24 protein-coding genes are annotated in these 24,480 nt (G+C 71.6%); 12 read left to right on the top strand and 12 right to left on the bottom strand.

All coding sequences use genetic code 11. The features are described from left to right. Positions 1-432 precede the first annotated feature (432 nt). Positions 433-1,563 carry an alpha/beta hydrolase-fold protein gene (locus AB0G28_RS25545; RefSeq protein WP_361093762.1) on the bottom strand — a complete coding sequence of 377 codons (1,131 nt, stop codon included), beginning with the start codon at positions 1,561-1,563 and terminating at the stop codon, positions 433-435. 13 nt (positions 1,564-1,576) lie between these two features. Beyond that, positions 1,577-2,116: a DUF2076 family protein gene (locus tag AB0G28_RS25540; protein WP_361093759.1), complete on the bottom strand. Its 540-nt coding sequence runs from the start codon at positions 2,114-2,116 to the stop codon at positions 1,577-1,579. A gap of 169 nt (positions 2,117-2,285) precedes the next feature. On the opposite strand from AB0G28_RS25540, the gene AB0G28_RS25535 reads away from it, so the two are divergent. From AB0G28_RS25535 to AB0G28_RS25525, 3 genes are all read left to right on the top strand, one after another. Continuing rightward, positions 2,286-2,939 carry a response regulator transcription factor gene (locus AB0G28_RS25535; protein WP_361093756.1) on the top strand — a complete coding sequence of 218 codons (654 nt, stop codon included), beginning with the start codon at positions 2,286-2,288 and terminating at the stop codon, positions 2,937-2,939. After that, complete coding sequence (locus AB0G28_RS25530; protein ID WP_361093754.1) at positions 2,936-4,027, top strand: histidine kinase; 1,092 nt, start codon at positions 2,936-2,938, stop codon at positions 4,025-4,027. The genes AB0G28_RS25535 and AB0G28_RS25530 overlap by 4 nt, the downstream gene beginning before the upstream one ends. A gap of 164 nt (positions 4,028-4,191) precedes the next feature. Beyond that, positions 4,192-5,394 (top strand): hypothetical protein, encoded by a 1,203-nt coding sequence (locus tag AB0G28_RS25525; protein ID WP_361093751.1) that lies wholly within the window; start codon positions 4,192-4,194, stop codon positions 5,392-5,394. 12 nt (positions 5,395-5,406) lie between these two features. Here AB0G28_RS25525 and AB0G28_RS25520 read toward each other — a convergent pair whose 3' ends face one another. The 8 genes from AB0G28_RS25520 to AB0G28_RS25485 form a co-directional block, all read right to left on the bottom strand. Then, positions 5,407-6,900, bottom strand: a complete 1,494-nt coding sequence (locus AB0G28_RS25520) for an APC family permease (protein ID WP_361093748.1) — start codon at positions 6,898-6,900, stop codon at positions 5,407-5,409. A gap of 252 nt (positions 6,901-7,152) precedes the next feature. Continuing rightward, positions 7,153-8,448 (bottom strand): NAD(P)/FAD-dependent oxidoreductase, encoded by a 1,296-nt coding sequence (locus AB0G28_RS25515; protein WP_361093745.1) that lies wholly within the window; start codon positions 8,446-8,448, stop codon positions 7,153-7,155. Further along, positions 8,445-8,750 carry a hypothetical protein gene (locus AB0G28_RS25510; RefSeq protein WP_361093742.1) on the bottom strand — a complete coding sequence of 102 codons (306 nt, stop codon included), beginning with the start codon at positions 8,748-8,750 and terminating at the stop codon, positions 8,445-8,447. Before AB0G28_RS25510 ends, AB0G28_RS25515 begins: the two co-directional genes overlap by 4 nt. Positions 8,751-8,791: 41 nt before the next feature. Continuing rightward, on the bottom strand, positions 8,792-9,190 hold the full coding sequence (locus AB0G28_RS25505) for a carboxymuconolactone decarboxylase family protein (protein ID WP_361093740.1): 399 nt from the start codon (positions 9,188-9,190) through the stop codon (positions 8,792-8,794). After that, a complete protein-coding gene (locus tag AB0G28_RS25500; RefSeq protein WP_361093737.1) occupies positions 9,187-9,492 on the bottom strand; it encodes an NIPSNAP family protein in 306 nt (101 codons plus the stop codon). The genes AB0G28_RS25505 and AB0G28_RS25500 overlap by 4 nt, the downstream gene beginning before the upstream one ends. After that, positions 9,489-10,157 (bottom strand): hypothetical protein, encoded by a 669-nt coding sequence (locus AB0G28_RS25495; protein ID WP_361093734.1) that lies wholly within the window; start codon positions 10,155-10,157, stop codon positions 9,489-9,491. The genes AB0G28_RS25500 and AB0G28_RS25495 overlap by 4 nt, the downstream gene beginning before the upstream one ends. Positions 10,158-10,167: 10 nt before the next feature. Then, positions 10,168-10,794 carry an NAD(P)H:quinone oxidoreductase gene (gene wrbA / locus AB0G28_RS25490; protein ID WP_361093731.1) on the bottom strand — a complete coding sequence of 209 codons (627 nt, stop codon included), beginning with the start codon at positions 10,792-10,794 and terminating at the stop codon, positions 10,168-10,170. Between the two features lie 30 nt (positions 10,795-10,824). Continuing rightward, positions 10,825-12,258: an aldehyde dehydrogenase family protein gene (locus AB0G28_RS25485; RefSeq protein WP_361093729.1), complete on the bottom strand. Its 1,434-nt coding sequence runs from the start codon at positions 12,256-12,258 to the stop codon at positions 10,825-10,827. A gap of 238 nt (positions 12,259-12,496) precedes the next feature. Here AB0G28_RS25485 and AB0G28_RS25480 point away from each other — a divergent pair, with 238 nt between their 5' ends. The 9 genes from AB0G28_RS25480 (at position 12,497) to AB0G28_RS25440 (ending at position 21,969) form a co-directional block, all read left to right on the top strand. Further along, positions 12,497-13,207 carry a helix-turn-helix domain-containing protein gene (locus tag AB0G28_RS25480; protein ID WP_361093726.1) on the top strand — a complete coding sequence of 237 codons (711 nt, stop codon included), beginning with the start codon at positions 12,497-12,499 and terminating at the stop codon, positions 13,205-13,207. Between the two features lie 340 nt (positions 13,208-13,547). Beyond that, positions 13,548-15,098: an acetolactate synthase large subunit gene (locus AB0G28_RS25475; protein WP_361093723.1), complete on the top strand. Its 1,551-nt coding sequence runs from the start codon at positions 13,548-13,550 to the stop codon at positions 15,096-15,098. Further along, positions 15,095-16,603: an aldehyde dehydrogenase family protein gene (locus tag AB0G28_RS25470; protein ID WP_361093720.1), complete on the top strand. Its 1,509-nt coding sequence runs from the start codon at positions 15,095-15,097 to the stop codon at positions 16,601-16,603. The genes AB0G28_RS25475 and AB0G28_RS25470 overlap by 4 nt, the downstream gene beginning before the upstream one ends. Continuing rightward, positions 16,600-17,394, top strand: a complete 795-nt coding sequence (locus tag AB0G28_RS25465) for an SDR family oxidoreductase (RefSeq protein WP_361093717.1) — start codon at positions 16,600-16,602, stop codon at positions 17,392-17,394. The genes AB0G28_RS25470 and AB0G28_RS25465 overlap by 4 nt, the downstream gene beginning before the upstream one ends. Positions 17,395-17,418: 24 nt before the next feature. Continuing rightward, on the top strand, positions 17,419-18,429 hold the full coding sequence (locus AB0G28_RS25460) for a YCF48-related protein (protein ID WP_361093714.1): 1,011 nt from the start codon (positions 17,419-17,421) through the stop codon (positions 18,427-18,429). 12 nt (positions 18,430-18,441) lie between these two features. Further along, entirely contained in the window at positions 18,442-18,900 is a 459-nt protein-coding gene (locus AB0G28_RS25455) for a VOC family protein (protein WP_361093711.1), read from the top strand. An 18-nt stretch (positions 18,901-18,918) separates the two neighbouring features. After that, positions 18,919-19,521, top strand: a complete 603-nt coding sequence (locus AB0G28_RS25450; RefSeq protein WP_361093708.1) for an amino acid synthesis family protein — start codon at positions 18,919-18,921, stop codon at positions 19,519-19,521. A gap of 4 nt (positions 19,522-19,525) precedes the next feature. Next, complete coding sequence (locus tag AB0G28_RS25445; protein WP_361093705.1) at positions 19,526-20,377, top strand: alpha/beta hydrolase; 852 nt, start codon at positions 19,526-19,528, stop codon at positions 20,375-20,377. Next, positions 20,374-21,969 carry a bifunctional 3-(3-hydroxy-phenyl)propionate/3-hydroxycinnamic acid hydroxylase gene (locus tag AB0G28_RS25440; RefSeq protein WP_361093702.1) on the top strand — a complete coding sequence of 532 codons (1,596 nt, stop codon included), beginning with the start codon at positions 20,374-20,376 and terminating at the stop codon, positions 21,967-21,969. Before AB0G28_RS25445 ends, AB0G28_RS25440 begins: the two co-directional genes overlap by 4 nt. Here AB0G28_RS25440 and AB0G28_RS25435 read toward each other — a convergent pair. Both AB0G28_RS25435 and AB0G28_RS25430 read right to left on the bottom strand, forming a co-directional pair. Then, complete coding sequence (locus tag AB0G28_RS25435) at positions 21,929-24,244, bottom strand: heavy metal translocating P-type ATPase (RefSeq protein WP_361093699.1); 2,316 nt, start codon at positions 24,242-24,244, stop codon at positions 21,929-21,931. The two genes, AB0G28_RS25440 and AB0G28_RS25435, sit on opposite strands and share 41 nt — an antisense overlap. Beyond that, entirely contained in the window at positions 24,241-24,447 is a 207-nt protein-coding gene (locus tag AB0G28_RS25430) for a heavy-metal-associated domain-containing protein (protein ID WP_361093696.1), read from the bottom strand. Before AB0G28_RS25430 ends, AB0G28_RS25435 begins: the two co-directional genes overlap by 4 nt. Positions 24,448-24,480: the final 33 nt, after the last annotated feature.

The following is a 24,480-nucleotide window of genomic DNA, read 5'->3' as shown; positions in this document are numbered from 1 at the left end:
GGGGCGGCGTGGGGATCGACCCCCATCCGCGCGGCCACGAGCTGAGCCGGCTCGTCCAGCCGGGCGGCGCCCGGCCCTGAGTGCCTGTTGGCGAATGGTCCAGCCTCGGCCGCCGGGCCAACAACCGTGTCGACCCTCCAATCACGCGTGTCGACCCTCCAATCACGCGTGTCGACCCTCCAATCACGCGTGTCGACCCTCCAATCACGCGTGTCGACCGCCCAGCCACGCGAGATACGCCTGATCGAAACCCCTCGCGTGATCAGACGGTCGACACGCGTGCTTGAGGAGCCGACACACGTGATTGAACGGACGACACGCACTCCGGAGCCAGTCCCCGCACCGTCGAAGCAACCACATGATCATTCGCCAACAGGCTCTTAGGGAGCTTTCACGTGAAAGCTCCCCAACCTGCCTGGTAAGGCAGCGGTGCTACCCGACCGGCCGTTCGAAGCGTTCGGCCGCGAAGGCCAGCAAGTACGGCAGCGAAGCCCGCGCCGTGCGCCAGGTGTGGCCGAACCCGTCCTCGACACGGACGACCGCCTGCCCACCACGGGAACGCAACGCCTCCGCGATCCGCTGCGCCCCTTCGACGTCGCCGGGCGCTCTCGCGCCCGCCGTGAGCATGGCCGTGACCGGCCGCGGGAACGGCATCGTGCGCAGGTAGTCCCGCGGCGTGTTCGCGGCGAGCAAAGCCCGGTCCTCGCCGAGCCGGCGCCGGTTGTCCGGGACGTCGTACGGCATCGCCAGCAGCAGCGCGCCGAACGCGTCGAGCCGGTGCAGCCCGATGTTCAGCGCGGCGAACGCGCCGCCGGACATTCCGCCCAGCGCTCGGTGCCCACGGTCGGCCAGCGTCCGGTAGCGCCGGTCGATGGCCGGGACCACGCTCGCCGTCAGGTAGGTCTCCAGCTTCGGGCCACCCGGGACGTCGAGGCCTTCCCAGTCGCGGCGAGGGCGGCCGGCGGTCAGGTCGACGCTCACCACGATCATCGGCGGCAGCGCCCGGAGCCGGTAGAACCCCTGCAGCGTGCCGGGCGCGTCCCCGGCCGCGAGCCAGTCCTCCGGCCCGCCGGGATTGCCGTGCACCAGGTAGACGACCGGGTAGCGGCGGTTCGCGTTCGCCGCGTCGGTGTAGCCCGGCGGCAGCAGCACGAAGTTCCGCCCGGAGAGCACGCCGTTGCCCGGGTCGGCGATGACCATCCGCTCCACGAGCGGGCCCTCGGGGCCGCCGAGCCGGATCTGGCGCGTCCCGGGCATCGAGCCGTCCTGCTCGAACACCCGGCCCAGGTCGCGCAGCGGCCCGCCGCCGCGCTGGAGCAGCAGCACCAGGTCCGTCCCCGACCGCACGTAGCCGACGTGGCTGTTGATCCCGGTCAGCGTGGCGAGCAGGACGCACACCACGCCCACCGCGATCCCGCACCGGCGGGCGGCCTTGCGACGGCGCACCAGGAACGTCACCCCGGCGCACGCGACCGCCAGCGCCACGCACGTGAGCCAGGTCCACGGCGACTCGAGCACACCCGTCTCCCGGGCGTGCCGGGCCACCTCCTCCGGCACGCTCATCGCGCGGATCCGCTCACCACTGCTCGCCGTCGTCCCAGCCGCCGTGGTCCTCCGCCCCGCCGCCGTGCGGCTCTTCGTGGCCGCCGAAGACGTCGTTGAGGCCCTGGAACAGCAGCGCGCCACCGGCGACACCCGCCGCCGCGGCCGCGGCGGTCTTCAGGAAGCCGCCGCCGGAGCGGCCCTGCGGCGCGCCCGCCGGCGCCGCCTGGTCCCGGTTCTGGCCGAACACGCGGGACATGAACCCGCCTGGCTGGGCCTGCGGCGCCGGCGCATAGCCGGGGCCGCCGCCGTAGGCGGGGCTGCCACCGTAAGCCGGCGCGGGCGTGCCGCCGTAGGCCGGCGGGGCGGACTGCAGCTCGGCGATCCGGGCCTGGGCGGTGCGCAGCGCGTCCTCCTGCACCAGCACGGCCTGCACGAGCAGGTAGAGCGCGTCCGGCTGGGCACCGACCGAACGGGCGATCAGCTCGGCGGCCTGCGGGTCCTTCGCCACCGGCTGGGCCTGCCGCAGGCGCTCGGCCAGGCCGAGGATCAGCTCGCGGTCCTGGTTCTCCATGGGGACTCCTTTCCTCGGCCTCCATGCTCGCCGCGGGACACCGGGGACGGACACCGGTGAACCGGCCCGAACTCCCCGCCGACCGGCTGCCGATGTCCAGCCGGTCGACGGGCAACCGTCGCCGGGCCCCGGCTGGCACTCCCGCGGGAGTTCCGGCGAGACTGCTCCCATGGTTCGAGTGATCGTCGTCGACGACGAGGAGCTGGTGCGCTCCGGATTCCGCCTCATCCTCCAGGCGGCGGGCGACATCGACGTGGTGGCGACCGTGACCGGCGGGCAGGCGGTCAAGGAGGTCGGCCTGCACGCGCCCGACGTCGTCCTGCTCGACATCCGGATGCCCGACGTCGACGGCCTCACCGTCCTGCGGCAGCTGCGCGGCCTGCGGAACCCGCCCGTCGTGGCGATGCTCACCACCTTCGACTCCGACGAGTACATCGCCACCGCCCTGCGCTCGGGCGCGGCCGGGTTCATCCTCAAGGACACCGCGCCCGAGCAGCTCGCCCAGCTCGTCCGCACCCTGGCCGCCGGCGGGGTCGTCCTCTCGCCGAAGGTCACCCGGACCGTCGTCGACGGCTACCTCGACTCCGGCGCGGGCTCGGCCGCGGCGTCCCAGGTCGGTCAGCTGTCCGAACGCGAGCGGGCGGTGCTCGTCCTCATCGCGGACGGTCTGTCCAATGCGGACATCGCCAAGCGGATCCACGTCAGCGTCGGCACGGTCAAGGACCACGTCTCGGCGCTCCTCACGAAACTCGGCGTCGGCAGCCGCGTGCAGGCCGCGCTCGTAGCGCAACGCGCCGGCCTGCTCGAGAACCGGCCGTCGTGAACCGGGCGCAAACCCTGCTCGCCGAGGCCGGGCTGCTCGTCGTCGCCGCTCTCGACGCGGGGTTCAACCAGCCGGCCGAGCCCCGGGAGATCGGCACGGCGGTCCTGGCCGTCGGCGCGCTGCTCGTCCGGCGGCGGTGGCCGGTTCCGGTCTTCGTGCTCACCCTGCCCGCGCTCGCCCTCGTCGGGTCGGTGATCGCGACGCTCATCGCGCTCTACGCCGTGGCCGCGCGGTACGCGAACCGGTACCTGCTCACCGCCTGCGGGATCCTCGCCGCGGCCGGCTACCTCTTCCCCGGCCTGGAATACCAGTACCCGCGCGCCGACCTGGTGCTCACGGCGATCTACGCGACCATGACCGCGGCCGCGCCCATCTTCTTCGGCAGGCTCGTCCACGCCCGGCACGAGCTCGCGCTGCGGCTGGAGGACATCCGGGCCGCCCGCGAGCACGAACGGGAGCTGGACGCACAGGCGATCCTGGCCAAGGAACGCAACCAGCTCGCCCGCGAAATGCACGACGTCGTCTCCCACCAGGTCAGCCTGATCGCCGTCCAGGCGGGTGCGCTCGGCGTCTCCACCACCGACCCGGCGGTGAAGTCCGTCGCCGACAACGTCCGCAAGCTCTCCGTCGACACGCTCGACGAGCTCCGGCACATGGTCAACCTGCTGCGGGCGTCCGGCAGCCGGAACACCGAGCTGACCCCGCAGCCGACACTGTCCGATCTGGACCGCCTGATCGCCGGCAGCGGCATCGAGGCGCGGCTGACCGGCGCCGCGCCCGAGGGCATCGACACCGCCGTCCAGCGCACGATCTACCGCACGATCCAGGAAGCCCTCACCAACGTCCGCAAGCACGCCCCCGGCGGCACCGCCACGATCGAGCTCGCCCACGACGACACCGACTTCACGGTCACGGTGACCAACACCCCGCCGACCCGCCCGACGCTCGCCCTGCCCAGCGCCCGCCACGGGCTCGTCGGCCTCCAGGAACGCGCCGCCCTGCTCGGCGGCACGGTCGAGGCGGCACCGGTCGGCGACGGCGGATTCCGGCTCGTCCTCCGCCTGCCCCGCGCCGAGGGACGCCGCTAGCGCACGGTCCGGCCCGAGCGCCCCAATGTGGCATTGGGTGCGTTGAACGCACCCAATGTGGCGTTCGGTGCGTTGGACGCAACCAACGCCACATTGGGGCGCGTTACCGGCGCCGCTAGCATCGCCGTGATCACGGCACCCGCCGTGCCGATCGGGAGGTCGTGATGACGGACGAACGCCGGGTCGAAGCCGTCGAGCAGTGGTTCCGGCGGCGCGGGCTGCCGGCCGTCGTGCGGGGACGGCCGGCGCAGTTGCTCGTCCGCACCGCCCCGGCGGTCGTGTTCATCACGGTCTGGCAGGTGCTGACGGCCGTGCTGTCCGCTGTGGACGGCGAAACGGACGCGGACTTCGACCGGTTGCTGGAGAACAACCTCTTCGTCCTCGGCTACGACGGCCTCCTGCTGGGCCTGGTCGTCCTGCCGGGTCTCGGCTCCTGGCTCACCGCGCGGTGGGTGCGGCACAAGCTGGTCGACCGCGGCGGGGCTGTGCCCGCGGCGGTCCTGGCGGGCGTGTTCGTGCTCGTCGTCCCCGTCGCCGGCTGGGTCGCCGAAGGCGGGTCGATGCCGCTCGGCCTGGTCACGCAGCTGGCGATCCTCGCCGGGCTGTTCGGGGCCGCGTTCGTCGGGGTCGGCTCGATCGTCGGCTGGGCGCTGCGCGCGGCGTTCCGCCAGCTGCGGCTGCTGGGCGAGCTGACCAGCCGGGTCCTCCCCCTGCTGCTGCTGTTCACCGTCTTCGGGTTCTTCACCACCGAGATCTGGCAGGTCGGCGCCGCGCTGCCCCGGGCGCGGATGTGGCTGGTCGTCGGCCTCTTCGCCGTGGTCGCCGTGGTCTTCCTGCTCGCGACGCTCAAGGCCGAAGTCACGACGCTGACCCAGTCGCACACCGTCCCGGTCGGCCTCGACAAGCTGCGCGAAACCCCGCTGGCGCCGTTCCTCGCCGACGGCGTCCCCGCCGAACGGCTCCCGCTCACGAAGCTGGAACGGGCGAACATGATCCTCGTCCTGGTCCTCACCCAGGTCCTGCAGACCCTCGTCCTCGCCACCGTGATGTTCGTCTTCTTCGTGGTCTTCGGGATCATCGCGGTCCAGCACTCGGTGATCAAGGCCTGGATCGGCCGCGACCCCACCAGCGGCACCCTCTTCGGCATCCAGCTGCCGATCCCGCAGGAGCTGCTGCACGTCTCCCTGTTCATCGCCGCGTTCTCCGGCCTCTACTTCGCCGCCTCGACGGTGACCGACGCCAAGTACCGCAACGCCTTCTTCGACCCGCTCGCCGACCACCTGGCGGTCAGCCTCGTCGCCCGGGACCTCTACCTCGCCGAGCTCGCCGGTGTTCCGCGGCGGGCCGAACCCGCCGCGGAACACTGAGAACACCGCTTCCTACTTGTCCGGTTCCCCGGCGATCGCTTTGGGCCGGGCAGGCGACTCCACCGGCAGGTCGTCTTCGGCCACGGCGTGCTCGTCGCCGGAGGGCAGCGCCGGGGTTTCCTCTCGCCAGGCGAAGGCCCGGTCGCGGTCCTGCCACAACCGGCGCAGCAGGAACAGCGGGATGCAGACGAACAGGAGCACCAGCGAGATGAGGGTCTCCTTGAGCCCGCCGCGGCCGGCCAGGTCGGGGTTGGTGATCCCGACCGCGGCGACGACGAGGTCGAAGGCGCCCAGCGCGATCGCGACCACGCCCCACTTCCGGGACAGGCGGTACGGGCGGGGCCACTCCGGCCGGTCGCGGCGCAGCAGCACGTACGCCCAGCACGCCAGGCCGCAGCAGATGAAGTACCCGAGGTTGCTCGCCGCGACGATCGCGACCGTGTTCCCGACCAGGAACAGGATGAGCAGGTTGACGACGAGGTCGACGCCCAGCGCGCGGCCCGGCATGCCGTAACTGTTCAACGTGGACAGTTGCTTGACGGTCAGGTCGCTGCGGGAGATCCCGAGCAGCGCCCGCCCGGCCTGCGCGCTCGTGCCGACCAGGGTGACCCACAGCCCGATGGCGACGACCGCGACCACCAGTGAGGAACTGCCCGGCCACAGCAGGTTCATGACGTCGACGGCGTAGCCGTTCGGGTTGTCGCCGATGGCCTTCTCCCCCAGCGTGCCGGAGACGACGAACGGGACGATGGTGAACACGCCGATCATCAGCATCGCGCACACCCGGATCGCCTTGGGGCAGTCCGTCCCCGGGCGCCGGTACTCCGGCGCGAACAGGGACGGTCCCTCGACCGCGTAGGTCGTCCAGCCCGCGAGGTACAGCAGCACCAGGGCGAGCTTGGGGTCGTCGAGCCGCCAGGTCAGGCCGGCGCCCGACCACTTGCCTTCGACGAACGGCAGAAGCACCATGATCGCGACGAAGACCGTGAAGATGATGACGCCCAGCGAGGTGACCCGCGCGGCGGGCCGGATGCCGAAGATGTTGAGCAGGAAGACACTCACCAGTGCCGCCGCGCCCAGGACGTGCGGCAGGCCGATGTGGACTCCGAGGAGATCGACGCCCCAGGTCTGCGCCGGGAACCACTGCGCCTGGACGACCTGGCCGAAGATCAGCGCGATGGCCGCCTGCACCAGGGAGTACCCCAGCCAGTAACCCCACGACACGATCGGCCCGACGAACACCGTGTACCGGCGGAGGCCTTCGTTGGCGTAAGCCGCGACGCCGCCGGCGGTGTTCGGGAACATCGTCGCCATTTCGGCATAGAGGAACGCCTGTGCGGTCGCGACGACCATCGAAACCGCCCAGATCGCGATCACGGCCCAGGCGCCGACCAGTCCGATCATGTAACCGACCGTGGTGAAGACGCCCAGAATTGTCGTCAAACCCAGAAAGGCGCCGGACTTCCAGGTCAGAACTCGGGGAAGACGATGAGTAGGGACGGTCATGCGACAACTCCCTGGGTGACTGGCGAATGGCCGGTGAACGATAATCGAACAACAAGTGCGCGTTGCGTACACAGCATGCGGCGGGCATCAGACCATGTCAAGAGCGGTCGACGCACGATTCCCACGCTTTGTTAAGCGCAGGAAAACAGAAACGCCGGCCGGTGTGTCGTGGGTACGACACACCGGCCGGCGTTCGGCCGAATATTTTCCGTTCAGGACACAATGAGACGAATTCCTGACGGCAGCACGCCGTTACAGGACGCGTTCACGCAGTGTCCTCGCCGCGCGCATCGCGCTTTCGATCGCGCCGTCGATGAAACTGCACCAGCCGTGGGCGTAGTCGGCCCCCGCGAAGGTGACGCGGCCGGGCATCGTGGCGAGCGCCTGGACCCCTTCGAGCTGGTTCGGCCGCAACATCGCCCAGGTCTGGCGGGCATACCGGTCGCCGACCCAGTCGTGGCTCGCGAAGTCCGTGACCTCGATCCCGGGTACCAGCCGGCCCACGTACTGGTTGACCGTTTCGAGGTCGGTGACCGGAAACTTCCGGGCGTCGGTGCCGAAGGAGAACGCGGTGAACTCGCCGCCGTCGCCGAAGGCGTGTTCCCATTGGATGAGCGCGAGGGGTTCGTCGCTCGGGGCCATCGCGATGAACGGTGCGTCGACGCCGCGTGCGCGGACCCACAGCTTGAACCCCTGCGAACTCTGCCCGTCGGCCGCGACCTGCTGGGCCGCACGCGGCAGAGCCGAGGTGAACTCGATGCTGCCGAGCACGCCGATGGGAGCCGTCACCACGCACGCCCGGGCCGCGATCTCCCGCCCGTCGGCGGTCGTCACCACGACGCCGTCGGGCCGCTCGTCGATGCGTGCCACGTGGACACCGAGCTCGACGTCGCCGGAGATGTCCGATCTGATGGCGTTCGCGAGGGACACCGTGCCGTCGCGGAACCGCCAATGGGAACAGATGTCGAGGAGCAGCTGCCAGTCGCCGTTGCTGACCGCGCCCCACCGCAACGCCTGCGTGAGCGCTCCGGTGGCGGCCGGCGCGTTGAAGTTCTGGCTCCACATCGCGTCGCACAGCGCGTAGGCCTCGTCGTCGAGATCGAGCTCCGCGAGCCGGTCGGTGACGGACAGCCGGTCGAGGTCCCGCCAGCGGTCGCCGGAGGTCGGTTCGTACGGCCGTTTGAACACCTCCATGCAGTCCTCGATGGACCGGCGCATGCCGTCGTTCATCCGCTCCAGCAGCTCGGCCGCGCTGCCGCTGCGCCGGGTGCCGCCCACCAGCCAGTGCGCCGTGTCCGGCCACGGCGTCTCGGCGACGGGCAGCTTGTAGCGGGTCACCTCCGACCACACGTGCCCCTGCATCCAGTGGATCCACCCGCCGCCCATCTCGAGCTGCTCGCCCATCCGGGTGTCGGTCCACGTGCGGCCGCCGATCCGGTCCCGGCCCTCGAGCACGGCCACCCGCGCGCCCATCCACCCGAGCTCCCTGGCTACGGTCAGCCCGGCGAACCCGGCCCCGACAACGACGACATCGACGTCATGGTTCACGGCTCGGTCACCTCGTCCGGCATGCTCGAAGCTTCGACCCGCACGTCCTCGAGCAGTTCGGCCATCGCGAGGAACTCCGGGATGTCGCCCGCGCCCGCGTTGGCGCGCTCGGCCGCCTCGGCCGTCCGGTAGATCCAGACGTCGGTCCACGAGCCGTCGGCGTGCTCGGCGAGCACCGGCGCGCCGACGAGGTCCGGATGCGCCGCGCGCACCGCCGCGATGGCTCCGGGCCGGCGCGCGAGGAAGGCCGGCAGCTGTCCTTCCTTGACTCGGAACTTGACGAACTCGACACACTTCGGCATCCGTGATTCCTTCGGCTGCTGGGGATTATGGACGGTCGCCCTCAGGGCCGCACCTGCGCGGACGGTTCGAGCGCTTCGGCGTTCACTGCTTCGCGCCACGCGTCGAAGCCGTGCTGGAAGGCGACGACACCGGCCTCCGGGAGGGCGATCTCGATGGCCTCGAGGATCTCCTGGGGTTCGACACCCAGGTCGAGGGCGACCCTGATGTGGCTTTGGATGTGCGCCTTGTCCGCGCGCAGCACGGTCAGGCTCAGGACGAACAGGAGCTCCTTCGTCCGGCGGTCCAGCCGGCGCTGCGCGAGGTACGCCGCGTGGACGAGGTCGTCGGCGGCCTGCAGCACCGGGAAGTCGTTGGCCGCCATGACCTTGTGGTAGTCGAGCACGTATCCGCGCTTGGCGACCATTTCGTCGAGGTAGCGCTGGGCGGGGGTGGTGGTCATGGACGGCCTTCCGGGACGAGGATGCGGTTGGTCTGGGTGACGAGGAGCGAGCGGACCTCACCGCGGAAGGCGGCGAAGCCCGGGTCCTCGGCGAGCCCGGCCCGCCGGTTCGCCCGGTCGGCGTGGTCGGTGAAGCCCCAGAGGTAGACGAGGGTGTTCAGGTCGCCGACCTCGACCGTGTAGACGCCGAGCGGGTCCCCGAGATGGGCCGTCTGCGGGCCGCGGCCCAGCCGGTACCACGCGTCGAGGTACCGGCGCGTTCCACCCGGGACGAGCAGGTAGTTGCGCTCTTCGACGATCAACCCCGGCTCCCGGCTGTCTTGGCCAGCAGGAGCCGTCCGGGCTCGTCCGGGTCGGTTTGTCCGATGTGGACGAGCCCGCCGCGCCAGCGGTGGTCGGTCATCCCCGGGTTGTGCGTCGTCGACCCGTCCGGCCAGAAGATCTGCGGGCTGCCCTGGATGGGCAGACCGCCGCTCACCTGGAAGTCCTCGGCGACGTCCGCACGCGGACTCGTGCGCAGCCAGGCCTCGGTGACCGCCGCCGGGACGACGTCGGCGTTGAGCTCGCTCGCGATCACCAGCGCCTCGACCAGCCCGGCCCGGATGCTGACGTCGACGCCGTCGCGGAAGAACGCCAGGCGCAGCGCGAAGTCGACGTCCTCGGCCGCGCGGACGCCGTACAGCCGCCGCGTGGCGGCGACGAGCTCGAACGCGGGCAGGAAGGTGGACGGCCACGACTCGCCGTCGTACGCGGCGAACAGCTCCGGTTCGTGACCGGCCAGCGCCGCGGTCTCCGTGGTGACGATGGCACGCGGTGTCCCCCGGCGGTTCACCCATTCCAGCGGCCACGCGCGGGGTGCGAACACCACGTCGAGCCCGTGGGCGTCCCGGGCCCGGCGCAGGCGGTGCACGGCGACGTACGCCCACGGGCAGTGGATGTCCGACCAGACGTCGACTTCGATGGTCATGGCGCTTGCGTCACGCCGGTGCGCCCGACCGGACGGCGGTCAGGACCTCGGCGAAGCGGGCGAGCCGGCCGCCCTGGTAACGGGCACATTCCAGGGTGTCGTCGTCGGGCATGGCGGACGGGAACCCGGCCGGCCAGGACGTGCCGTACGGGTTTCCGCCCGCCGCGTAGACGATGTCGTCGGTGTAGCCCAGCGGGAGGATGACGCATCCCCAGTGGTAGAAGACGTTGTGGAGGGACAGGATCGTGGCTTCCTGCCCGCCGTGCCGCTCCGCCGAGGAGACGAACGTGGTGACCGGCTTGTCGGCGAGCTTTCCCGCCTGCCACAGGCTGCTCGCGGTGTCGATGAACTGCTTCAGCTGCGCGGCCGGGGCGCCGTACCGGGTGGGCGTGCCGAACGCGTAGCCGTCGGCCCACTCCAGGTCGTCGAGGGTGGCCACTTCGACCTCGTCGTCGGTCTCCGCCTTGTGCCGCGCCCACTCGGGGTTCGACGCGATCGCTTCGGGCGGGGCGAGTTCGGCGACCCGGCGCAGCCGGACCTCGGCCCCGGCGGCCTCCGCCCCGTCCTGGACGGCCTTGGCGAGGCGGTACACGGAACCGGTGGCGCTGTAGTAGGTGACGAGAATGCGGGTGCCCATGCGGCACTCCTTTCGTTCGGTGGCAAGAAGTCAGAGGACGACGGTGATCGTCTTCAGTTCGGTGTTCGCTTCGATCCCCGCCCAGCCCAGCTCCCGGCCCAGGCCGCTGAGCTTCGAGCCGCCCCACGGCAGGCGGGCGTCGAGCGGCGACCAGCCGTTGACCGCGACGGCACCGGCGCGGACTCGCGCGGCCACGGTGTGGGCGCGGCTCAGGTCGGTGGTCCACAAGGTCGCCGCGAGCGCATAGCTGCAGTCGTTGGCGATGGACACGGCCTGTTCGTCGTCGTCGAAGGCGATGATCGTGCCCACGGGCCCGAAGATCTCCTCCCGGGCGATGGTCATCCCGGGCGTCGCGTCGGCGAACAGGGTCGGCTCGACGAAGTAGCCACGGCGCTCCGGCCGCCCGCCCCCGGTGACCAGGCTCGCGCCCTCGTCCCGGCCGGCCTGGATGTAGCCCAGGACGCGCTCGCGCTGCTTGGCGTTGATCAGGGCGCCCATCGTGGTGCCGTCGTCGAACGGGTCGCCGACCACCACCTTGGCGGCGTGGGCGGCGAGGCGGTCCACGAACTCGTCGTGCACGGAACGGGCGACCAGGATCCGGCTGCCCGCCGCGCAGACCTCGCCCTGGTTGGCGAAGATCCCGAGCGCGACCCCGGCGGCGGCCGCTTCCAGGTCGGCGTCGGCGAAGACGATCTGCGGGCTCTTGCCGCCCAGCTCCAACGTCGTGGGCCGGAACGTCTTGGCCGCCGCGGCCGCGACGATCCGGCCGGTTTCGGGACTTCCGGTGAACGAGATCTTGTCGACCCCGGGGTGATCGACGAGCGCCTGGCCCGTGGTGGCGCCACGACCGGGGACGACGTTGAACGCTCCCGGCGGAAAGCCCGCTTCCTCGGCCAGCCGCGCCAGCAGGAGGGACGTCAGCGGCGCGTCCTCCGGCGGCTTGAGGACCACGGCGCAGCCGGCGGCCAGCGCCGGGGCGATCTTCCAGGACCCGATCATCGTCGGCGAGTTCCACGGCGTGATCGCCGCGACGACGCCGACGGGCTGCCGGACCGTGTAGCTGAGCGTGCGCCGGCCCTGGTAGCCCGGTGTGGGGATCGACTGGCCGGTCAGCTTGTCCGCCCAGCCCGCGTAGTACCGGAAGGTGGCCACCGCCTGCGGCAGGTCGATCACCCGGGGTTCGATGCCCGGCTTGCCCACCTCGAGGGATTCGAGATCGGCGAAGTCCTCGGCGTGGTCCTCGATCAGCTGCGCGAAGGCGAGCAGCAGCGAGCCGCGGGCGGCGCCGTCCAGCCGGGCCCATTCGCCGTCGAGCGCGTCGCGCGCGGACGCGACGGCCTTGTCCACGGTGGCGGCGTCCGCCTCGGTCACCGTGACCAGCGGCCGCTCGGTGACCGGATCGACGACGTCGAAGGTGTGGTGCGGGGATTCGGGCTGCCAGTGTCCCGCCACGAAGGGCGTCACGGGGAGGCTGCGTGCGAGGTCTTCGGCAGTGGAACGTCGAGACATGTTCGATTACCGTCCTTGCTGATCGATAGTCGTACTATACGATCCACGCCGACTCCCGGTCAATCACACGGGCCGCCGGCCCGCTGTGCTAAACAGCAACATCCGGGGCTTCGCCCCGGGCCGGGGGCTCCACCACCCGGAACCCCCGAAAGAAGCATCACCAGCACCCGGTCGCCGACGGAGGACGTGGACGATGAACTCGCCGAGCGGGGAGACCTCCCAGACCCTCGACCGCGGGCTCACCGTGCTGGCCTTGCTGGCCGGCCACAGCGAGGGGCTGACCGCGGCGGAGCTGGCGGAAGAACTCTCCACGGCCCGGGCGGTCGTCTACCGGCTGCTGCGCACCCTGGAAGCCCACCGGCTGGTCGGCCGCATCGACACCCGGTACGTGCTCGGGATCGGCATCGCCGAGCTCGCCAGCAAACTGCGTCCCCAGCTGCAGGCCACCGTGCTCCCGATCCTGCGCCGGCTCAGCGAGGAGACGAACAGCACCACCCTGCTCAGCATCGCCGACGGCGACCAGGCGCTGATCCTGCTCACCGAAGAGCCCACGCGCAGCCTGTTCCACCTCGCGTTGCGACAAGGCGCCCGGCACCCCCTCGACGTCGGCGCCGACGGCATCGCCATCCTGGCCGGCCGCCCGCCGGCGTCGGACGATGGCGACGACGTCGAACTCGCGCGCCGCCGCGGGTACGCGCTCTCGGCCGGCGCCCTCCAAAGCGGCGCGGTCGGCGTCGCGGCGCCGATCAGGACCTCCGACTGGGCGACGGCCAGCATCGGCGTCGTCCAGCTCGGCGTCGAGGTTTCGGACCCGCGGATCCCCGAACTGGTCACCTCGGCGGCCGCCGAGGCGGCCCGCCGGCTCTCCGGCGACTTCACCACGGAGACCGCCGCGCAGTCCTGAGCGCCTTCGCGCGTCCGAGGTTCATCGACGGCGGCCCAGCTCGGGTTGCCTGGCGCGGCTACCTGCACCCGGCGAGCTCCTGTGGCCGGCGGCAACCGTGAATCCCGCGGGCTCCAGGTGTCTTGAACGAGTCGTTCAAGACACCCCAGGTCCTGAACGACTCGTTCAAGACATGAGCGGGCCACAGCCGCACCCGGCTCCGGCGCCTCGCACGCGGTCCGGCTTCCTTTTCACCAAGCCACTTCCCTCTCGTCCGGCGACGGGCTTCCCCATCGCCGCGCTTGCGGCTACCCTTACCGATAAGCGTACAGCTTGTACGATAATAGGAACGGGAGAAGCTGTGGCCGACGACGTCACCGGAGCCGAAGCGCTCGTCCGTGCCGCGGCGCACTCGGGCGCGGAAGTGTGCTTCGCGAACCCGGGCACGACCGAGATGCCGCTGGTGGCCGCGCTGGACCGGGTTCCCGGGGTGCGCGCCGTGCTCGGATTGCACGAGAACGTGTGCACCGGGGCCGCCGACGGGTACGCCCGTATCACCGGAAAGGGCGCGCTGACCCTGCTGCACCTGGGCCCTGGCCTGGCGAACGGCCTCGCGAACCTGCACAACGCGCGCCGGGCGAACACGCCGGTCGTCAACGTCGTCGGCGACCACACGAGCTGGCACCTGCCGTACGACGCCCCGCTGACGTCGGACATCGCGGCCCTCGCCGCGACGGTGGGGACGGTCCACACCGTCACCGACCGCGCGAGCATCGCGGAGGCGACCCGGACGGCATTCGACGACGCCCACCGGCTGCTGGGGGTCTCGACGGTGATCGTGCCCGCGGACCACCAGCAGCAAAGCCTGCCGGAGGAGCCCGCCAAGCCGGCTTCGGCGCCGTCGCGCGCCTCCGTCGGCAGCGACGCCGTCGAGAACGTCGCGGCACGACTGCGAGCCGCCGGATCGCGAGCGGTGGTGCTGCTCGGCGGAAACGCCTTGAGCCGCGCAGGACAAGAGGCGGCGGGGCGCATCGCGGCGAAAACCGGAATCACGCTGTACAGCGAGACGTTCCCGGCCCGCGCGGAACGCGGTGGCGGCCTGCCGGACATCGACCGGCTCCCCTACTTCCCGGAAACGGCCGCGGCGGTGTTACGGGAAGCGGCGGCCGTGGTCGTCGCCGGTGCCGAAGATCCCATCGCGTACTTCGGTTACGAGGGTGTCCCGAGCGTGCTCACCCGGCCAGGCACCCTGGTCCGGCTGGCCCGGCCGCACGAGGACGCGGAAGAAGCGTTGCTCGAACTCGCCGACCTCCTCGGCGGCGTCGCACCGGGTGGTCCCGGACCGGCAGCCGAGCCGCCCGGTTCCGGGGAACCGTTGTCCGGCCGCGCCATCGGCCAGGTCGTGGCGAGCTGCCTGCCCGAGAACGCCATCGTGTCCGTCGAGGGCGGGACAAGTGGCTACCCGTTCTTCACCGCGTCGGCCTCGGCGGCCCGCCACACCGTCCTGACCAATACCGGCGGTGCCATCGGGCAAGGGCTCCCCTGCGCGCTCGGGGCGGCCATCGCCGCGCCCGACCGGCCGGTCGTCGCGCTGCAGTCCGACGGCAGCGGCCTCTACACCGCGCAGGCACTGTGGACGATGAGCCGGGAGCGGGCGAACGTCGTCGTGCTGGTGGCGGCCAACCACACCTACCAGGTGCTGCGCACCGAGCTCGGCCGGCACGGCAACGACGACTTCGGGACGCAGGCCGCGGCCTTGACCAGCCTGGGCGACCCGCACGTGGACTGGGTCGCGTTGGCGGCCGCCTTCGGCGTACCCGCCGTCCGCGCCACCCGCGCCGGCGACCTGCGACGCACCTTCACCGACGCCGTCTCCTCCGGCGGCCCGCACCTGATCGAAATGGCGCTATGACCACAGTGGACACTCCCCCGGCCGTCACTTCCTTCCTGGCCCGCGAACACGGCCTGTTCATCGGCGGCGGATGGCGGCCGGGCGAAACCGGGCAACGGCTGGTCTCCACCGACCCCGCCACCGGCAAGCCCCTCGCCACGCTGGCCCGCGGCGGACCGGGCGACGTCGACGCCGCCGTCACCGCGGCCCGCGCGGCGCTCGCCGATCCCGCCTGGCGTGACCTCACCCCGCTGCAGCGCGGCGAGCTGCTGCACCGGCTGGCCGAGCTCGTCGAGGCGCACGCCGACGAACTCGCGCTCATCGAGTCCCTGGACAACGGCAAGCCGGTGTCGGTCGCCCGCGCGGTCGACGTCACCACCACGGCCAAGCTCTTCCGCTACTTCTCCGGCTGGCCGAGCAAGTTCGAAGGCTCGACCATCCCGCTGTCGCCGCGCGGCGGACGGCGGATCCTGAACTACACCGTGCACGAGCCGATCGGTGTCGTGGGCGCGATCGTGCCGTGGAACTTCCCGATGTCGATGGCGTCCTGGAAACTGGCTCCGGCGCTGGCGATGGGCAACGCGGTGGTGCTCAAGCCGGCCGAAGAGACATCGCTGTCCACGCTGCGGCTCGCCGAGCTGTTCGCCGAGGCCGGGTTCCCGCCGGGTGTGCTGAACGTCGTCACCGGGCAGGGCAGTGTCGTCGGGGCGGCGATCGCGGCGCACCCGGGCGTGGACAAGGTGGCGTTCACCGGCTCGACGGAAGTCGGGCGCCTGGTCACGATCGCGGCCACGGGCAACATGAAGAAGGTTTCCCTCGAACTGGGCGGCAAATCCCCGCACATCGTCCTGCCCGACGCGGACCCGAAGGCGGTCGCGGCCGCGGCGGCCGACGCGATCTTCTTCAACCAGGGTCAGACCTGCACCGCGGGGTCCCGCCTGTACGTCCATTCCGACATCTACGACGACGTGCTGTCGGCGCTCGTCGACCAGGCGAACCGGATCGTCGTCGGTCCCGGGCACGACCCGGCCAGCGAGATGGGCCCGCTCGTCTCGGCCCGGCAGCTCGACACCGTCAAGTCCTATGTGGAGTCCGGGCTGGAGGAAGGAGCCACCCTCGAAACCGGTGGATCGCGCCCGGCCGGCCTCGACGACACCTACGCCGGCGGCTACTTCCTCGAGCCGACCGTGCTCACCGAAACCACGCACGCCATGCGCGTGGTCCAGGAAGAGATCTTCGGGCCGGTCCTGGTCGCCATGCGCTGGACCGAAGTGGACGATCTGATCGGCAAGGCCAACGACACGCCGTACGGCCTGGCCGCCGGCCTGTGGACGAACGACCTGACCCAGGCCCACCGCATCGCCGCCGCGATCAAGGCGGGCACCGTGTGGATCAACTGCTACAACCTCACCGACCCGGCTTCGCCGTTCGGTGGCTACAAACAATCCGGCTGGGGCCGGGAAATGGGCCGGGGTGTGCTCGAGCAGTACACCGAGACCAAGAGCGTGTGGGTGAACCTCTCATGAGCACAACGGAACTGGACGGCCAGGTCGCCATCGTGACCGGCGGCGGACTCGGCATCGGGAAAGCCGTCACCCGCGCGCTGGTGCGGCGCGGCGCGACGGTCGTCATCGCCGCGCGGCGCCTGCCGATCCTGCAGGAGGCCGCCGACGAGATCATGGCCGAGCTCGGCGGGCACGTCGTGCCCGTCACCGCCGACACGACCGACACCGAGTCGGTGCTGGCGCTCGCCGAAAGCGCCGCGCGGGCCGGCCGGGTCTCGATCCTGGTCAACGGCGCCGCCGCGCCCGCCGGCCTGGTCCGCGACGACGTGGCGACCGCCGACCCCGAAGCCCTGCTCGCCGACCTGAACACCAAGGTGGTGGGCTACTTCCGGTGCGTCAAGGCGGTCGTGCCGCTCATGCGCGCGCACGGCTACGGCCGGATCGTGAACATCGGCGGGCTGACCGGCCGGTCGAGCCACGCCCTCTCGGGGATGCGGAACCTCGCGATCGTGCACATGACCAAGGTGCTGTCCGACCAGCTCGGCCCGGACGGCATCACGATCAACACGCTGCACCCCGGCGTCGTGGAAACCGAGCACATCCACGAGCTGTACGCCCGCAACGCCGCCGCGCAGGGCATCACCGCGGCGCAGGTCGAGCAGAACTTCATCGACCGCACCCCGATCCGGCGGGTGCTCACCGCCGGCGAGGTCGCCGACGCCATCTGCTTCTTCGCCTCACCCGCCACCGGCGGGATCACCGGCGAATCGCTCGGCATCGACGGCGGCCTGACCCGGGGCATCTTCCTCTGACCACTCTTCCGAAAGGAGTCATCGATGCAGGGAACCATTCTGGTCGCCACCGCGGGACAGGGTGTGCTGCGCAGCAACGACGACGGCGCGACCTGGAGCCGCATCCCCCTCGACCAGGGGCTCGAGTTCGACTCCGTCGTGCGCGCGCTGGCCGTCCACCCCGAACGACCCGAAGTGGTCTTCGCCGGCGCCGAGGTCGGGCTCGGCCGCAGCGACGACGGCGGCACGCGCTGGACCCGCGTCGACTCGCCGTTCAACGACACCCAGGTGTGGTCGATCGCCATCGACCCGAACGATCCGGACAGCATGCTCGTCGGCACCGGCGCACCGTCGCGCGCGGCCATGTACCGCACCGCCGACGGCGGCCGGACCTGGGACCGGCTCTCCCCCGAGCTGCCGGAACGCTGCGCGGGCGTCAGCAAGCCGCGGATCCTCACCGCCGTCTACGACCACGTCGACGGCAAGTCCGCCTGGTTCGGCGTCGAGGAGGGCGGCCTCTGGCTCACCCGCGACCGCGGCGACACCTGGGACCGCGTCGACAGCCCCGACGGCGTCGCGCCCTCCGACATCCACTGCGTCGTCGTCCTCGACGGCCCGCCCAAGACCATCCTCTGCCTCGTCGTCAACGCCATCTTCGTCAGCCAGGACGACGGCGCCACCTGGACGCGCACCGGCACGAAGTCGACGTGGGGCATCTACTACACCCGGCTGGTGGCCCGCATCCCGGGCAGCGACTCGGTGCTGCTCGGCATCGGCGACGGCACGCCGGGCACCAAGACCCGCGTCTTCCGCTCCGACGACCTGACCGGCTCCTGGCAGGAATCCACGTTCGACACCCCGCCCAACTCGACGGTCTGGGCGTTCGGCACCCACCCGGGCGACCCGGACCTCGTCTTCGCCGGCACGAAGTACGGCCACCTGTTCCGCTCCACCGACGGCGGCCGCACCTTCGCCAAGGAGTGGCGGGAGTTCCCCGAGATCACCGACGTGGCCTGGACCCCGGCCGTCGCCGCCGACGCCCCCGTCACCCACTGAAGGAGCAACCCCATGGTCAAACCCGTGGTCGTCCGCACCCACCTGTCCCTGTTCGTGCGCGACCCCGAGGCGTCGGCGGCGTGGTACGCCGACGTGCTCGGCCTGGAAGTCACCGCCCGGGGCCCGCAGTGGGTCTTCCTCTCCTTCGGCCGCAAGCACCACGACCTCGCGCTCATCCGCGCCGAGGACGGCGCGCAGCAGGGCGGCCTGGGCCTGCAGCACTACGGCCTGGAGATCCAGGGCGACGTCGAAGATCTGCGCCGCCTGTACGGAATGCTGCTCTCCAAGAGCGTCAAGGTGGTCAAGACGACCGACCACAAGGTCGGGATCGGCCTCTACTTCGAGGACCCCGACGGCAACCGGTTCGAGCTCTTCGCCGAAACCGTCACCGACGACGAAGAGGGCAGGCGCATCCTCGGCGAGCACAACGCGCCGAGCGAGCCGGTCGAACTCGAGCCCCTTTACCCGTAACCAGGAGGTCTCCACCCCATGCCAGTCGCGAACTTCGGGCCCTACCACGTCCGGAAGTGGTTCACGCACGTCGAGGACGTGCTCGCCAACGAGACCGGGCAGGCCGCCGACGGATCGGCGGTGCGCCGCGTCGTCGTGGCCGCGGCGATCCACAACCCGTATGCCGGTCGCTTCAGCCAGGACTTGAGCGACATCGTCGCCAAGTCGGACGAACTCGGGCGCGAAGTCGGCCGCCGCGCCGTCGAAGCCTCCGGCGGCGAGCCGATCCAGAGCTACGGCAAGGCGTGCGTCGTCGGGACTCTCGGCGAATACGAGCACGGCAACGCGTTCCTCACCCAGGTGTTCGCGGACCCGGTGCGCGAGGCCGTCGGCGGCGGGAAGTCGTGGGTGCCGTCGACCGGCAAGGTCGGCGCGGCCGGTGCGGTCATCGATATTCCGTTGGCGCACAAGGACGCGCTGTACGTGCGCTCGAACTACGACACGATCTCGATCGGCTTCGGCGACGCGCCTCGCCCGGACGAGGTCGTCATCGCGTTCGCGTTCGCCTCGCGCGGCCGGCTCCACGCCCGTCTCGGTGGCCTCACCGCCGCCGAGGTGCGCGGCGAAGACGGGCTGCGCTAGCCCGATGACCGAGCCGACGAGTCACCAGGTGGTCCTCAATGGACTGACCTGCCGGTTCCTGCGGTGGGGCGACGACCGGCGCCCGGCTGTCCTGATGCTGCACGGACTGCGCAGCTACGCCCACACCTGGGACCCGGTCGCGCGTGCGTTGAGCAGCACGCACGCGGTGATCGCCCCGGATTTCCGCGGCCGCGGCGACAGCTCGTGGGACCCCGGCCGCGACTACTTCACCAACGCCTACGTCGAGGACATGGAGAAGCTCGTCGCGTCGCTGGGGCTCACCCGCTTCAGCATCATCGGCCATTCCATGGGCGGCACGGTCGGCTACACCTTCGCCGCGCGGCACCCCGACCAGGTCGACGCCCTGGTCGTCGAAGACATCGGGCCGGGCTCGTCGACGGACACCGCGGGCGCGGACCGGATCCTGCGTGAGCTGCGCGGTACTCCGCTCAGCTTCGATTCGCTAGCAGCCGTGCGGGCCTACTGGCGGGACATCCGCCCGGGCATCACCGAAGAAGCGCTCCGGTCGCGGATCGAGCACACCGTCCGCCCCGGCGGCGACGGCCGGTGGGAATGGAAGCTCGACATGCAGGGCATCGCGGCCGCCCGGCGCAGCGGCGACCCCGCAGGGCCGGTCGACCTCTGGGCCTGCGTGGAAGCGCTGAAGTGCCCGACCCTCGTCATCCGCGGCGGCCGCTCGGACTTCCTGCCGGTCGCCGTCTGCCGGGAGCTGGCCGACCGGCAGCGGCTGCTGCGCTGGGCCGAGATTCCCGGCGCCGGGCACTACGCGCACGACGACGACCCGGCCGAGTTCATCCGGCTGGTGACCGGCTTTCTCCCGGGAGCCGAGGCGTGACCGACCGCGTCCAGGTCGCGATCGTGGGCGCCGGGCCGGTCGGGGCGACCGCGGCCAACCTGCTCGGCACCTACGGCGTCACCACGCTGATCATCGACCGCGAACCCGGCGTCGTGGCGTATCCGCGGGCGATCGGCGTGGACGACGAAACCCTGCGCACGTTCCAGGCCGTCGGGCTCGCCGACGAAGTGCTGCGCAGCGCCATCCAGAACGTGCCGCTGAAGTTCTTCGATGCGGCTGGGCACTGCCTGGCCGACATCCGGCCCACCGCCCAGGACTACGGCTGGTACAAGCGCAACATCTTCCTGCAGCCCGAGGCGGAGGCCGTGCTGCGGCGCGGCCTGCGGCGGTTCCCGCACGTGGAGGTGATGCTCGGCACCGAGCTGCGGCGGATCCGGCAGGACGCGGACGGCGTGACGCTCACCCTGGCCGGTGCCCGTGAAGTCCGCGCCGACTACGTGATCGCGGCCGACGGTGGCCGCAGTTCCGTGCGCGGCCTGCTCGGCATCCCGCTGGAAGGCTCGACCCACCCGCGCAAGTGGGTGGTCATCGACTGCGCCCACGACCCCCTGGACGCCCCGTACACGGCGTTGCACTGCGACCCGCGCCGCCCGTACGTCTGCGCCCACCTCCCGGACGACCGCCGTCGCTGGGAGTTCATGCTCTTCCCGGGCGAGGACGCCGACGAAATGCTCGCCCCGGACCGGGTCCGCGACCTGCTCCGGCACCACGTCGCCGACCCCGGCGTCGTCGAGGTCGTCCGCGCCCGGGTGTACACGCACCATTCCCGCATCGCCGCCCGCTTCGCCGACGGCCGGATCGCGCTGGCCGGGGACGCCGCGCACCTGATGCCGCCGTGGGCCGGGCAGGGCATGAACACCGGCATCCGCGACGTCACCAACCTCTGCTGGAAGATCGCGGCGATCGTGCGGGACCAGGCCGATCACGCCCTGTTCCGCACCTACGACCGGGAACGCCGGCCGCACGCACGGGCGATGATCGACCTGTCCACCACACTCGGCCGGATCCTCAGCCCGACGCGGCGGTCACTGGCCCGCGCCCGCGACTGGTTCCTCCGCGCGGCTTCGCTCGCCCCCGCGGTCAAACGGTGGGTCCTCGAGATGCGGTTCAAGCCGGTTCCGCACTACCGGGACGGGTTCGTGGTGCCGGTGGACCCCGGCGTCCCGGGGGTGGGCCGGATGTTCGTGCAACCGCGGGTCGAGACCGTCATGGGCGACCAGCTCCGGCTCGACGACGTGCTCGGTCCGTGGTTCGCCGTCGTCGGGTTCGAATGCGACCCGCTGGCCGGGCTCGGCGACGCCGAACTCGCCGCGGTGCGGGTTTTCCGGCCACGCGTCGTCAAGATCGTCGAATCGCGAGCCGGCCGGCGGCACCACCGGCAGCCGTGCACCGACCGGGACACCGTCGTCGTCGAAGACGTGCACAACCAGCTGCGCCCGTGGTTTCAAGCCCGTGGCCGCAACGTCGTGCTGGTCCGCCCTGACCGCTATGTCGCCGCGATGACCACCGTGGGCGCGCTCGGCCCTGTGGTCACGGACCTTGCCCGGCGGTTCGGCGGGGCACCGCGATAGGAAAAGCGCCGGCCGCCGTGCCGCGGAAGCGCGTCAGCCGCAGGCTGTTGGACACCACCAGGCAGCTCGACAGCGCCATCGCGGCGCCGGCGATCATCGGGTTCAGCAGCCCGGCCGCGGCCAGCGGCAGCGCCGCGACGTTGTAGGCCAGGGCCCAGAACAGGTTGGCCTTGATCGTGCCCAGGGTCCGGCGGGACAGGCGGATCGCGTCCACCGCGGCGAGCAGGTCGCCGCGCACCAGCGTGAGGTCGCTCGCCTCGATGGCCGCGTCCGTGCCCGTGCCGATCGCCAGGCCGAGGTCGGCCGTCGCGAGCGCGGCCGCGTCGTTGACGCCGTCGCCGATCATCGCGACGACCCGGCCCTCGGCCTGCATTCCCTGGATCACCTCGACCTTCCGCTCCGGGGACACGCCGGCGATCACCTCGGTGATGCCGGCTTCCCGGGCGATCGCGCGGGCGACGGTCTCGTTGTCCCCGGTCAGCAGAACGGGGTTGAGCCCGAGGCGGCGCAGCCGGAACACCGCCGGTGCCGACGTCGGCTTCACGCTGTCCGCCACGACGAGCACCGCGTGGGCGAGGCCGTCCCAGGCGAGGATCACGGCGGTGTTCCCCTCCTGCTCGGCCCGGTCCTTCGCGCGCAGCAGCGACTGCGGCAACCGGACGTTGAGCCGCCGCAACAGTTCCGGGCGGCCGATCACGACGCGGTGGCCGTCGACGCGCCCGAGCACGCCGAACCCGGCGACCGTGCGGAACTCCCGGACCTCGCCGACCCAGCCGAACCGCTTGACGGCCGCGGTCGTCACGGCGACCGCGATCGGGTGCTCAGAGGCGTTCTCCAGTGCCCCGGCCAGCTGCAACGCGACGTCACGCGGGGTGCCGTCGTCGGTCCGGATCGCGGCCAGGCTCATCTTCCCGGTGGTCACCGTGCCGGTCTTGTCGAGCACGACGGTGTCGACCCGGCGCGTCGACTCCAGCATCTCCGGGCCCTTCACCAGCACGCCGAGCTGCGCGCCCCGGCCGGTGCCCACCAGCAGCGCGGTCGGCGTCGCCAGGCCGAGCGCGCAGGGGCAGGCGATGATCAGCACGGCGACCGCCGCGGTGAACGCGGCCGCCGTCTCCGCACCCGTGACGAGCCAGCACACGAGGGTGGCCAGGGAAAGCACCATCACCACGGGCACGAACACCGCCGAGACGCGGTCGGCGAGCCGCTGCACGTCGGCCTTGCCGCTCTGGGCGCGTTCGACCATCGCGGCGATCCGCGCCAGCCGGGTCTCGGCGCCGACCCGGCTCGCCCGCACGACCAGGCGTCCGCTCATGTTCACCGTCGCGCCGACGACCTCGGTGCCCACCGTGACCTCGACCGGCACCGCTTCGCCGGTGACCAGGCTCAGGTCGACCGCCGACGTGCCTTCCTCGACCACGCCGTCGGTGGCGATCTTCTCCCCGGGCCGCACCACGAACCGGTCGCCGGCGCGCAGGCCGTCGATCGGGACCCGCTCCTCCCGGCCGTCGCGCAGCACGGACACGGACTTCGCACCGAGGTCGAGCAGGGCACGCAGGGCGGCCCCGGCGCGGCGTCGCGAGCGGGCTTCGAAGAACCGGCCGGCCAGGATGAACACGGTGACGCCCGTGGCGACCTCGAAGTAGATCCCGTCGACGTCGTGCGCGGCGAGGGTGAAGTCGAACTCGTGCCGCAGGCCGATTTCGCCCGCGCCACCGAACAGCAGGGCGTACAGCGACCAGAGGTACGCCGCGGCGACGCCGATCGAGACGAGCGTGTCCATGGTCGCCGTCCGGTGCCGCAGGTTCGTCCACGCCGCCCGGTGCAGCGGCCCCGCGCCCCAGAACACCACCGGGGTGGTGAGCACCAGCGAAACCCATTGCCACGCGGGGAACTGCAGCACCGGCACCATCGCGAGCAGGATGACCGGCCCCGCCAGGGCGGCACACACGAGCAGCCGCCGGCGCAGCGGGTCCACCTCGGCCGCCGGCGCCGGACCGGGGTCCGGTGGCGCGGGCAGGCGCGCGCTGTAGCCCGCGGCCTCGATCGTCCGGACGACGTCGTCGACCGTGAGCGACGCCGGAACCGACACGAGCGCCTTCTCGGTGGCGTAGTTGACGCTCGCGCGGACGCCGTCGACGCGGTTGAGCTTGCGTTCGATCCGGGCGGCGCAGGAGCCGCAGGTCATGCCGCCGACTTCGAGCTCCACCTCGCGCGCGGGCGCCGCCGCGGCGATCGGCGCGGTCACGGGGTCGCGCAGGTATCCGCCGGTCATCGGACGAGCTGGTAGCCCGCGTCCCGGACGGCGCTCTCGACCTGCTCGAGCGCCAGGACGGTTTCGCTGGTGACGACGACCCGGCCGGTGGGGACGTCGACGTCGACCGCCCGGACGCCGGGCAGCTCGCCGATTTCCTCGCGGACCGAGGTCGCGCAGTGCCCGCAGGTCATTCCCCTCACCGCGTACGTGCTTTGGGTCATGCTTCCGCCTTCCAGCCGTGGGCTTGCCGTAAG

The sequence above is a fragment of the Amycolatopsis sp. NPDC021455 genome (assembly GCF_040640995.1).
GTDB lineage: Bacteria > Actinomycetota > Actinomycetes > Mycobacteriales > Pseudonocardiaceae > Amycolatopsis.
Note: the sequence above shows the minus strand (reverse complement) of the source record. Positions and strands in the feature narration are given on the sequence as shown.